The 10,952-nt window shown below is 76.3% G+C and carries 10 protein-coding genes; 5 read left to right on the forward strand and 5 right to left on the reverse strand.

Annotation, left to right across the window (positions count from 1 at the left end):
• Position 1: 1 nt before the first annotated feature.
• Complete coding sequence (locus tag ABD994_RS21940; RefSeq protein WP_345420118.1) at positions 2-1,699, reverse strand: putative PEP-binding protein; 1,698 nt, start codon at positions 1,697-1,699, stop codon at positions 2-4.
• Between the two features lie 167 nt (positions 1,700-1,866).
• Here ABD994_RS21940 and ABD994_RS21945 point away from each other — a divergent pair, with 167 nt between their 5' ends.
• The 5 genes from ABD994_RS21945 to ABD994_RS21965 are packed head-to-tail and all read left to right on the forward strand — an operon-like array spanning position 1,867 to position 5,900.
• Positions 1,867-2,637 (forward strand): DeoR/GlpR family DNA-binding transcription regulator, encoded by a 771-nt coding sequence (locus ABD994_RS21945; RefSeq protein WP_345420121.1) that lies wholly within the window; start codon positions 1,867-1,869, stop codon positions 2,635-2,637.
• Positions 2,634-3,581: a 1-phosphofructokinase gene (gene pfkB, locus ABD994_RS21950; RefSeq protein WP_345420124.1), complete on the forward strand. Its 948-nt coding sequence runs from the start codon at positions 2,634-2,636 to the stop codon at positions 3,579-3,581. The genes ABD994_RS21945 and pfkB overlap by 4 nt, the downstream gene beginning before the upstream one ends.
• Entirely contained in the window at positions 3,578-4,039 is a 462-nt protein-coding gene (locus ABD994_RS21955; protein WP_345420127.1) for a PTS sugar transporter subunit IIA, read from the forward strand. The genes pfkB and ABD994_RS21955 overlap by 4 nt, the downstream gene beginning before the upstream one ends.
• The gene (locus ABD994_RS21960) at positions 4,036-5,565 is read left to right on the forward strand and encodes a PTS fructose transporter subunit IIC (RefSeq protein WP_345420129.1); all 1,530 of its coding nucleotides are present in this window, start codon (positions 4,036-4,038) and stop codon (positions 5,563-5,565) included. The genes ABD994_RS21955 and ABD994_RS21960 overlap by 4 nt, the downstream gene beginning before the upstream one ends.
• Entirely contained in the window at positions 5,562-5,900 is a 339-nt protein-coding gene (locus ABD994_RS21965) for an HPr family phosphocarrier protein (protein WP_425550099.1), read from the forward strand. Before ABD994_RS21960 ends, ABD994_RS21965 begins: the two co-directional genes overlap by 4 nt.
• 71 nt (positions 5,901-5,971) lie before the next feature.
• Here the strand turns inward: ABD994_RS21965 and ABD994_RS21970 are convergent, their stop codons facing one another.
• The 4 genes from ABD994_RS21970 to ABD994_RS21985 all read right to left on the reverse strand — a co-directional run.
• A complete protein-coding gene (locus ABD994_RS21970; protein WP_345420132.1) occupies positions 5,972-9,223 on the reverse strand; it encodes a bifunctional cytochrome P450/NADPH--P450 reductase in 3,252 nt (1,083 codons plus the stop codon).
• Positions 9,220-9,930 (reverse strand): hypothetical protein, encoded by a 711-nt coding sequence (locus ABD994_RS21975; protein WP_345420134.1) that lies wholly within the window; start codon positions 9,928-9,930, stop codon positions 9,220-9,222. The genes ABD994_RS21970 and ABD994_RS21975 overlap by 4 nt, the downstream gene beginning before the upstream one ends.
• Positions 9,927-10,097 (reverse strand): hypothetical protein, encoded by a 171-nt coding sequence (locus ABD994_RS21980; protein ID WP_345420137.1) that lies wholly within the window; start codon positions 10,095-10,097, stop codon positions 9,927-9,929. Before ABD994_RS21980 ends, ABD994_RS21975 begins: the two co-directional genes overlap by 4 nt.
• 86 nt (positions 10,098-10,183) lie before the next feature.
• Positions 10,184-10,952 (reverse strand): helix-turn-helix transcriptional regulator (locus tag ABD994_RS21985; RefSeq protein WP_345420140.1); only part of this gene is annotated, 769 nt, incomplete at its 5' end.

The raw sequence follows: 10,952 nt of genomic DNA on the forward strand, positions 1-10,952 counted from the left end.
GTCAGCCGACCCCGCGGGCGGCCGCGCGGGCCGCGGCCGCGTCCGGGGCCGCGAGGGCCGCGCCCGCGGCGCGACGGCAGGCCTCCAGGTCGAGCGCCGCGATCCGCGCCGCCACGGCGGGCAGCGCCGCGGGGGACGCCGACAGCGACGTCACGCCCAGCCCCACGAGGACGACCGCGAGGTCTGGGTCCGCGGCCGCCTCCCCGCACACCCCGACGGGGGTGGCCGACAGCGCCGCCTCGCGGCAGAGCTGGTCGAGCAGGCGCAGCAGCGCCGGCTGCCAGGGGTCGTTGAGGCCGGCGAGGGCGCCGGACTGCCGGTCGGCGGCGAAGAGGTACTGGGTGAGGTCGTTCGTGCCCACCGAGACGAAGTCGACCTCGGCGAGCAGCTCGCGGGCGCCCAGCACCGCGGCCGGCACCTCGATCATCACGCCGACCTCGTCGGCGCCGGCCGCGCGGGCGCGGGCGACGAACCGCGCGGCCTCGCCGGCCGTCGCGATCATCGGCGCCATCACCTTGAGCCGGACCCCGGCGTCGGCGGCACCCCCGACCAGGGCGGCGAGCTGGCGGTCGAGCACACCGTCGTGGTCGGCGGTGCCCTGGTCGAACACCCGCTGCCCCCGCACGCCGAGCGCCGGGTTGGGCTCGGGCGCCATGTGCAGGAACGGCACCGGCTTGTCGGCCCCGGCGTCGAGGGTGCGTGCCGTCACCGGCCGCCCCCGCAGCGGGGCCATGGTCGCCGCGTAGCCGGCGCGCTGGGCGGCGGGCGCGGGCTCGGTCGCCGCCGAGAGGAACGTGAGCTCGGTGCGCAGCAGGCCGACGCCCTCGGCGCCCACGCCGGCCGCGCGCTCGGCGTCCCCCGCCTCGGCGATGTTGGCGACGATCGCGACGCGGTGCCCGTCGGTGGTGGTGACCGGGCCGCCGACGGTCGTCGGGCCCGACGCCGCGCGGTCCGCGCCGACCGCCGTGCCCGCGTCGACGGGCTCGACCGTGCCGGCCGCCCCGTCGACGCGGACGAGCTCGCCCTCGGCGAGGCCCGCGGCGCCGCGGCACCCGACGACGGCGGGCACGCCGAGCGAGCGGGCGAGGATCGCGGTGTGGCTGGTGGGGCCGCCCTCCTCGGTGACGAGCGCGAGGGCGGTGCCCGGCTCGAGGGTGGCGGTGTCGGCGGGGGCCAGGTCGCGGGCCACGAGCACCGAGGGCCCCTCCAGGAGCGGGACGCCCGGGGCGGGCACGCCGAGCAGCTCGGCGACGACGCGGTCGCGGACGTCGACGACGTCGCCGGCGCGCTCGGCCATGTAGCCGCCCGCGGCCTGGAGCGCGGCGACGAACCCGGCCGCCGCCTCGTACACCGCGCGCGCCGGGGGCGTCCCGTGCTCGCGGACCTGCGCGGTCGCCGCGTCGAGCAGCGCCGGGTCCTCGGCCATCATCGAGGTCGCGAACAGCACGTTCGCCACGTCCGGGGCGAGACCCGGGCGGCCGCCCAGCGCCATCAGCCGGGCGCCGACCGCGGCGGCGGCGGGCGCGATCCGCGCGGCCTCGTCCTCCCGGCGCTCCGCGGGCACGGCGGGACCGGCGGGCGGCTCGCCCAGCGGCTCCGGCACGCGCACCACGGGACCCACGGCGGCGCCGGCGCTCGCCGGGGTGCCCCGCAGGGGAACGGTGCCGGCCTGCTGCTCACGCGTCCCGGTGGTGCTCATCGTCGACTCCTCGTCCCCGGCGGTTGCCCGGTCAGGTCCGGATGTGTGTCCGGATGTGTGGTTCTCGGTGGCTTCATCGTGAACGCTACGCACCGAACCCCTTGACAGTCCACAGGCAAAACCACAAGATTCCAACCAGAACCACACAGGAACGGAGGTGATCGGGCATGTACGCCGCGGAGCGACACCAGGTCCTGGTCCGCCGGGCCCAGGAGCTCGGGCGCCTCGAGGTCACCGCGATCGCGGCCGAGCTCGGGGTCACCACCGAGACGATCCGTCGCGACCTGACCGCCCTCGAGCGCCAGGGGCTGCTGCAGCGGGTGCACGGCGGGGCGATCGCGGCCGGGCGCCTCGAGGCCGAGCCGGGCGTCGCCCAGCGCGACGTCACGCACCAGGAGGAGAAGGACCGCATCGCGAAGGCCGCGGTCGCCGAGCTCGGCACCGCCTCCACGATCCTGCTCGACGCGGGCACCACCACCGCCCGCATGGCCGCGCTGCTGCCCGACGACGTCGCGCTGACCGTCGTCACCAACGCCCTCCCGATCGCCTCGCTGCTCGCCGGACGGCACCGCATCACCGTGCACATGATCGGCGGCCGCGTCCGCGGGACGACGCTGTCCGCGGTCGACCGCTGGGCCCTGCAGACCCTCGAGAGCGTCAACGTCGACGTCGCCGTGCTCGGCGCCAACGGCTTCTCGGTGGACCGGGGCCTCACCACCCCGGACGTCGCGGAGGCCGCGGTGAAGGGCGCGATGCTGCGGGCCGGCGCGCGCAGCATCGTCGTCGCCGACGCCAGCAAGTACGGCGCCGACTCGTTCTCGCGCTTCGCGACGCTCGACATGGTCGACACGCTCGTCACCGACGGCCGCCTCGCCGCCGACCACCCCGACGCCCCCGACGCCCTGCGCGCCGCCGGCCCCGAGCTGGTGATCGCGTGACCACGATCGTCACCGTCACCCCGAACCCGAGCATCGACCGCACCGTCGAGATCGACGAGCTGACCCGCGGCGCGGTGCTGCGCGCCACCGCCCACCGCGTCGACCCGGGCGGCAAGGGCGTCAACGTCTCCCGCGTCCTCGCCCGCTTCGGGCACCCGACGCTCGCGGTGATGCCCGGCGGCACCGGCGAGCTCGCGGACCTGCTGCGCGCGGCGGGCATCCCGCCGGTCAGCACGCCGGCGCGCGGCGTCACGCGGGTCAACACCGCCCTCGTCGAGGCCGACGGCACCACCACGAAGGTCAACGAGCCCGGCGTCGAGCTGGCCGACCACGAGGTGGACGCCTTGGTCGACACCGTCGCCGCGCACGCCGCGCCGGCCGCCTGGGTGGTCACCGCGGGCAGCGTCCCGCGCGGCGCCCCCGACGACCTGCACGCCCGCCTCGTCCTGGCCGCCCGGCGCGGGCAGGCCCGCGTCGCGGTCGACACCAGCGGGCCCGCGCTCGCCGCCGCCGTCGCCGCCGGGCCCGACCTCGTCAAGCCCAACGTCGCCGAGCTCGCCGAGCTCGTCGGTCACCCCCTGCCCCGCCTGGCCGACGTGCTCGCGGCCGCCGCCGACCTGCGCGCCGGCGGCGTCGGCACGGTGCTCGTGAGCATGGGGGCGGCCGGCGCCCTCGTCGCCGCCGCCGAGGGCGTCTGGCACTGCGCGGGCGCCCCGGTGACCGTGCGCAGCACCGTCGGTGCCGGCGACTCGACCCTGGCCGGCTACCTGATCGCCCGCACGTCCGGCGCGTCCCCGGCCGACGCCCTCGTGCACGCGGTGGCCTGCGGGGCCGCCGCCGTCGGACTGCCCGGCACCGCGGTGCCCGGCCCGGCCGACCTCCCGCCCGTCACACCGGCGACCGCGCCGGAGGAGTCCCTCGACCTCACCGGAGAGGCAGCATGACCACCAGCAGCACCGCCCTCATCACCAGCGACCTCGTCGACCTCGACCTGCCGTCGGCCGACCGCCGCACCGCGGTGCGCGCGCTGGCCGAGCGCCTCGTCGCCGCCGGCCGCGTCACCGACCTCGAGCAGTTCCTCGCCGACATCGAGGCCCGCGAGGCCCAGATGCCGACCGGCCTGGACGGCGGCATCGGCATCCCGCACTGCCGCTCCGCCGCGGTCACCGTGCCGACCCTGGGCTTCGGCCGCAGCGCCACCGGCGTCGACTTCGGCGCCGAGGACGGCCCCGCCGACCTCGTCTTCCTCATCGCCGCGCCCGCGGGCGGCGGCGACGACCACATGACCGTCCTCGCGGCGCTCGCCCGCCGCCTCGTGCGGTCGTCGTTCAAGGACACCCTGCGGTCCGCCACCGACGCGGCCGAGGCCGCCGACTTCATCGCGAAGGAGGTGTCGGCGTGAAGATCGTCGCCGTCACCGCGTGCCCGACGGGCATCGCCCACACGTACATGGCCGCCGAGGCCCTCGAGGTCGCCGCCGAGGAGGCCGGGCACACCATCACGGTGGAGACCCAGGGCTCGGCCGGCTCGACCCCGCTGACCGCGGCGCAGCTCGCCGAGGCCGACGCCGCGATCTTCGCCGCGGACGTCGAGGTCCGCGACAAGGACCGGTTCGCCCACCTCCCCCTCCTCCAGGTCGGGGTCAAGAAGGCCATCTCCGGCGCCCCCGGGCTCATCACCCAGGCCGAGGAGGCCGCCGCGAACGCGCCCGCCACCGCCCCCGCGGGCACCCCGGCCGCGGCCACCCCGGCCGGGGCCAAGGCGCCGGCCGGCCCCGGCGCCGCGTCGCGGGTCCGCGCCTGGCTGATGACCGGCGTCAGCTTCGTCATCCCGTTCGTCGCCGCCGGCGGCCTGCTGATCGCCCTGGGCTTCGCCCTCGGCGGCTACCAGATCAACCTGCCCGAGGACGCCCCGCTCTACGAGACGATCCTGTCCAACGGCTTCGACGTCGGCTCGATCACCGCCTGGGGCGCGCTCGCCTTCGGCATCGGCTCGGCCGCGTTCAGCTTCCTGGTCCCGGTGCTCTCGGGCTACATCGCCTACGCGATGGCCGACCGCCCGGCGCTCGTCCCCGGCTTCGTCGGTGGCGCCGTCGCGGTGACCACCGGCGCCGGCTTCCTCGGCGGCCTCGTCTCCGGCTTCGTCGCCGGCGGGCTCGTCATGTGGATCAAGACGTGGCGGGTGCCGCGGGCGCTGGCCGGGATCATGCCGGTGGTCGTCATCCCGCTGCTGTCCTCGGCCGTCGTCGGCCTGCTGATGTACGTGGTGGTCGGCCGCCCCATCGCCGCCGCCACGGACGGCCTCACCAGCTGGCTCAACGGGTTGTCCGGCACCAACGCGGTGCTGCTCGGCCTGCTGCTCGGCCTGATGATGTGCTTCGACATGGGCGGCCCGGTCAACAAGGCGGCCTACACGTTCGCCGTCGCCGGCCTCACCACCCCGTCGGCGACCGCCCTGACGATCATGGCCGCGGTGATGGCCGCCGGCATGGTGCCGCCGCTGGCGATGGCGCTGGCCACCGTGGTGCGGAAGTCGCTGTTCAGCGAGGTGGAGCGCGAGAACGGGCGGGCGGCCTGGCTGCTCGGCGCCTCGTTCATCTCCGAGGGCGCGATCCCGTTCGCCGCGGCCGACCCGTTCCGCGTCATCCCGTCGATCATGGCCGGCGGCGCCGTCACCGGTGCGCTGTCGATGGCCTTCGGCGCCACCCTGCGCGCCCCGCACGGCGGCGTGTTCGTGGTGCCGCTCATGGGCAACCCGCTCGGCTTCCTCGCCGCGGTCGTCGCCGGGACGCTGGTCGCCACCACCCTGGTGGTCGTCCTGAAGTCCTTCGCCCACCGCCGGCCCCGCGCCACGGCCGGCCCGGACGGCGCAGCCGGCACGGCGCCGGTCGAGGCCACCCCCGCCGCCACCGTGGCGGTGACCGCGTGAGCCCGCAGAGCCCCGTCAGCACCGCGAACCCCGCCCCCACCTCCGGACAGGAGCACGCCGTGATCTCCCGCCAGGTCGTCGTCGCCACCCCGATCGGGCTGCACGCCCGCCCCGCCGCGGTGTTCTGCCGGGCGGCCGCGAGCCAGCCGGTCAAGGTCACCATCGGCACCCCGGACGGCTCGTCCGCCGACGCGCGCAGCATGCTCTCGGTGCTCGGGCTCGGCGTCCGCGGCGGGCAGGAGGTCACGCTGACCGCCGCCGGCGACGACGGTGACGGCGCGCAGGCCAGCGTCGACGCCCTCGCCGAGCTCCTCGCCACCGACCTCGACGCCTGACCCGCAGGCACCCGCACGCACGACGGGCCCCTCCGGTCGACCGGAGGGGCCCGTCTGCTGCGCCGGTGCCGTCAGACGACCGCGGTCTCGCCCCAGATGTCCTCGAGGTAGCGGTTCGACGAGCGCAGCCCGGCGAGCCAGGCCTCCCCGTCGGCCTCGCCGGCGCCGGTCTTCGCCCGGAACACCGCGACCAGCGCCGCCCGCACGCCCGGCGCCATGGTCGAGGCGTTGCCGCACACGTAGACCACGGAGTCGGCCTGCATCGCCTCCCACACCGCGTCGGCGGCGCCCTCGAGCGCGTGCTGGACGTAGCGGTACGGGTAGCCGGACACCCGCGAGTACGCCGGGTACAGCGTCGCCACCCCGGCCTTCTCGTACGCGGCGAGCTCGTCCGCGTAGAGGAGGTCGTCCTCGGGGTCGCGGCAGCCCAGGAACAGCAGCGACCGGGCGATCGGCACGCCCTTCGCCCGCAGCGACTCGCGCTCCTGCAGGAAGCCGCGGAACGGCGCCATGCCGGTGCCCGCGCCCACCATGATCATCGGCACGTGGGGGTTCTCCGGGGGCCGGAACGCGATGGACGGGCTCCGCACGAACGTGAACACCGTGCCGCCCTCGGGGACGCCGTCGAGGTGGCCGGAGCACACGCCGCGGAAGGTCGCGCCGTCCCCCGACCGGGCCGGGCCCTCGAGCACGCCGACGGTCAGCGCGACCTCCGACGACACCTGCGGCGACGACGAGATCGAGTAGAAGCGCGGGCGCAGCGGCGGCAGCAGGTCGAGGAACGCCGCGAACGGCAGGTCCGCGTCGGGGTGGGCCTCGAGCACCTCGAGCAGCGTGCGCCGCGGCTTGGCGATCGTCTCCCGGTAGCGCTCCTTCGCGGCGTCGTCGGACCCGGCGAGCGCGGCGAGCTCGTCGCGCTCCGGCCCCGCCGGCATCGCGGCCGCGACGGCGGCGAGCCCGGCGCGGCTCGCGACGTCCTGCAGCTCGACCGAGCCGGCGAGGATCGCGAGCAGCGGGTAGGGCTCGCCGACGGGCAGGTGGGTCGGTGCGCTGCCCTGCGCGGTGAGCGTCACGTACTGGCCGCCGTCGAGCCCGAAGCGGGCGATGACGCGGTTGACCAGGCCGATCGGGTTGCGGGGCAGGACGCCCAGGTGGTCGCCCGTGGCGTACGTCGTGCCGGCGGGCATGGCGATCTCGAGGTGGCGCACGGAGCGCCCGCCCGGGGTGCCGGCCCGCGCGGTGAGCTCGCGGTTGACCCGCACCGTCGCCGCCTGGCCCCGGTAGGACTGCAGGACGGGGCTCGCGGTGCGGCGCTGCTCGAGCACCACCGACAGCCGCGGCCCGCCGCCGGACGTCGCGGTCGCCGACGCGTCGAGGCCCAGCGCCGTGCCGAGGGCGTCCCACAGGCCGCCGTACCAGTCCTCGAACTGCGCGTCGAAGTCCCCGCGGGCGTCGCCCTCGCCGCGCGGGTACACGCGCGTACCGCCGCGGGCCTCGAGGCCGGCGTCGACGCGCGTCGGCACCGCCTGGTAGGTCGCGGCCCAGTCGCGGTTGCCGCAGCCGAACACGGTGAAGCGGACGCCGGCCGCCGACGCGGCCGGGGTGTCCAGCCACGCGCAGAACCGCCCGGCGTTGTCCGGCGGCTCGCCGTTGTACGACGAGGTCACGACGACCACCGCGCCCTCGGTCGGCAGCTCGCCGGCGGCGTCGTCGAGCGGGGCGGTGCGGGCGGTGTAGCCGCGGTCGCCGGCGTCGCGGGCGATGCGGGTGGCGAGGTCCTCGGCGGCGCCGAGGTTCGAGCCGAAGAGCACGAGCAGCGGCGTCCCGTGCCGGTCGGCGCGCGCGACGGGCAGCGTCGCGGGGCGCGGTTCGGCCGCGGCCACGGCCGCCGGCCGCGCGGCCGTTCCCCACGTCCGCCCCTCGCGGGGACGGACGGTGATCGTGAGCCCGTCGGGCTTGATCGTCAGCGCTTCCTTGATCTTCAGCTGGTAGTTCGCGTGGTCCACCAGCTCGAAGCGCTGCAGGACCATGCCGAGCACCAGGACCGCCTCCTGCAGCGCGAACTGCCGCCCGATGCACGCCCGCTGCCCGGAGCCGAAGGGCCGGTAGGCGTTGGGCGGCAGGGCGTCGAGGCGCTCCGGGGCCATGTGGTCGGGGTTGAACTCGCGGGCGTCGGGGCCCCACACCTCGGTCAGCCGGTGCAGCATCGGCGTGAGCGCGACGATGCCCGTCCCGGGGTCGAACGGGCCGTACCCACCGACCGTCTCGCCCGCGGTCCGGGCCTGGCGCGTGAACGCGGGGGCCGTCGGCCACAGCCGCAGCGTCTCGTCGAGGATCTGGCGGACGTAGCCGAGCTTGCCGACCTGCGCGACGGTCGGCGCCACGGACGGGTCGGCGCCCAGCACGCGGTCGACCTCCTCCTGGGCGCGCGCGACCACGTCGGGGTTCTTGAGCAGGTAGTGGATCGCGAACGACAGGAGCCCGCTCGTGGTCTCGTGACCGGCGATGAGGAACGTGCCGCACTGCGCCACGATGTTGTGGTCGGGCAGCGTGTTCCCCTGCTTGTCGGTGCCGACCAGCATGTGCCCGAGCAGGTCGGTGCCCGGGTCCCCGGACGCCCGCCGCTCCTTGACGATCCCGTCGATGGTGTCGTCCATGAACCTCGCGTTGGCCAGGAAGCGCCGCTGGGCGCCGCGGCGGAGCTTGACCTGGACCGGGAGCATCTGCTGGCGCTTGAGGCTCTCCGACAGCGACTCCATCATCGCCTCGACGAAGGGGTGCTGGGTGTCGCGGTAGAACGAGTTGAAGCGGTAGCCGAAGCCGCACAGCGCGATGGTGTCGAGCGTCAGCCGGGTCATGTCGCCCGCCACGTCGATCGGCTCGTCGGGGTTGAGCCGCTCCCACTTGAGCATCAGCTGCTGGGCGATGTCGACCATCGGGTCGAGGTAGCCCTTCATCGCCCAGGTCGAGAAGCTGGGCAGCAGGATGTCGTGCGCCGACTTCCAGAGCGGGTCGGCGGTGTCCGCGGTGAAGAGCCCGGCGCTGGTGTGGGTCTTGCGGAGCTCGCGCTGGCCGGTGCCGACGAGCTTGTCGAAGCGGCTGTCGTCGCAGAGGTCCTGGACCATCTCGAGCCCGGAGACGACGTACGTCGTCCCGCCGGGCGTGTGCAGCTGGAAGATCGGGCCGTACCGGTCGGCGAGCCCCATGATGCTCTGCACCAGCGCGTGCGTGTCGATGTCGCGGGCGTTGCCGATGACGGGCAGCGGCGTCGGACCCGGGATGTCCGCGAGCGTCCGCGGGGGCGCCTCGGGGGTGGTGGTCATGGCTCGCTCCTCGGAGTCGGGACGGCGTCGCGCGGGGAAGGGGTCGTGCCGGGCGCCGTGGCGCGGGCGCGGCGGTCGTGGCGCAGGAGCACCACGGACACCACCAGCACCCAGGCGGGCAGGACGAGCAGGCTCGCGGGGTGGTCGGTGGCGGTGAGCAGCAGCCACGTCGCGAGCAGGTAGCTGACGACCGCCGCGCCGCGGGGCATGACGCCCGCGCCGCGCAGCAGCGTCGTGGTGGTCAGGGCGAACATGCCGGCGCCGCGCACCGAGAACAGGAAGACCAGGCCGTAGCCGAGCGCGGAGAGCCCCCGGGCGATCTCCGGGTCCAGCGGCGCGCCGCCGCCGATGGTGGTCAGCAGGACCGGCGTCGCCATCGCGGCCGTGCCGGCGAACAGCAGGGCGACGAACAGCACCCCGGAGAGCAGGTTGAGCCCGTGGGCCATCGCCGAGGGGCTGGTCTCGAGGCCGTCGAGCACCGAGCGCAGCGCGACCGCGAACCAGAGGAACGCGATCCCGGCCAGCGGCACGAGGTAGATCGCGACGGCGGTGACCACGGTGTCGCCGGGGCCGTCGTAGAAGGCGCCGTAGGCGGCGACCGGGTCGGACAGGTGCGGGACGTTGTTGACCGTCAGCATCGCCGCCACGAACAGGACGGCGAACAGGACGCCGAGGACCGCGGCGAGGCGCGGCGTCGCCGGCTTCACCGCGACGTCCCGTCGGCGCCGGGGGCGGGCCCCTCGGGCTGCAGGTCCTCCAGGATCCGCAGCAGGTCGAGCGTGCCGGAGAACGGTTGCTCCCGGCCGGTCTCGGTGATCACGGTGCCCTCCAGACGCCCGTCGGACGCGCGGAGGAGATCGACCGTCAGCTGCATGGGGACCCCCTCCTCGACGCCGTCGATCGTGCGTCGGGGGCGGGGCCCGGTACCCCGTCCGGACCTTCCAGTCGGGGTTCCAGTCGTCAGCCGTGCAGGCGCACCAGCTCGCGGCGGGAGGTCACGCCGAGCTTCGCGTAGACGTTCGACAGGTGGTACGCGACGGTGCGCGGGGTGATGTAGAGGTCCCGCCCGACCTCGCGGTTGGTCAGCCCGCGCGCGACGAGGGCGACGACGGCCTCCTCGTGCGGGGTCAGGCCCAGGGCACCGTCGGTCGGGGTCGGCGTCAGCCCGGCGTCGTGGAGCAGCTCCTCGCACCGCGCGCGCCACGGCGCCGCCCCGAGGCGGGCGAGCGTGTCCCGGGCGCCGCGCAGCAGGTCGACGCCGGCGCGGCGCTCCCCGGACGCGAGCAGGCGCCGGCCGATCTCGGTCTGCAGGCGCGCGCGGGCGAGCGGCGCGGGGATCCCCTCGACGCCGGCGTCGGCCACCGACCGCGCCCCGTCCCCGGCCAGCACCCGCAGCCGGGCGGCGTCGACGGCGTACCGGCCGGTCGCCCGGACCTCCAGCGCCGCGAGCGCGTCGGCGGCCTCGTCGGTGCGCCCGAGCGCGAGCAGCGCGCCCGTCTCGAGCACGCGCGGCGCGAGCAGTCCGAGCCCGTCGGTCAGCGCCCGGACCCCGGGCGCCCGGGTCGGGGCGAGGGCCTCGAGGACACCCGCCGGGTCGTCGGCCACCTCGGCGAGCACGGCCGCGGCGATGGCCGTGTGCACCTCGACGCCCCACCAGCGCGCGCCCGCCGCGGCGACGGCGAGGTGGGCGGGCGCGGCGTCCGCCCGCCCGCGCACGGCGAGGGCCTCG

The sequence above is a fragment of the Actinomycetospora chlora genome, from assembly GCF_039542135.1.
GTDB lineage: Bacteria > Actinomycetota > Actinomycetes > Mycobacteriales > Pseudonocardiaceae > Actinomycetospora > Actinomycetospora chlora.

What these genes read in the sequence shown, in the direction of transcription:
- ABD994_RS21940 (WP_345420118.1), bottom strand. Translation starts at nt 1,699, where the DNA reads ATGAGCACCACCGGGACGCGTGAGCAGCAGGCCGGCACCGTTCCCCTG.
- ABD994_RS21945 (WP_345420121.1), top strand. Translation starts at nt 1,867, where the DNA reads ATGTACGCCGCGGAGCGACACCAGGTCCTGGTCCGCCGGGCCCAGGAG.
- ABD994_RS21955 (WP_345420127.1), top strand. Translation starts at nt 3,578, where the DNA reads ATGACCACCAGCAGCACCGCCCTCATCACCAGCGACCTCGTCGACCTC.
- ABD994_RS21970 (WP_345420132.1), bottom strand. Translation starts at nt 9,223, where the DNA reads ATGACCACCACCCCCGAGGCGCCCCCGCGGACGCTCGCGGACATCCCG.
- ABD994_RS21980 (WP_345420137.1), bottom strand. Translation starts at nt 10,097, where the DNA reads ATGCAGCTGACGGTCGATCTCCTCCGCGCGTCCGACGGGCGTCTGGAG.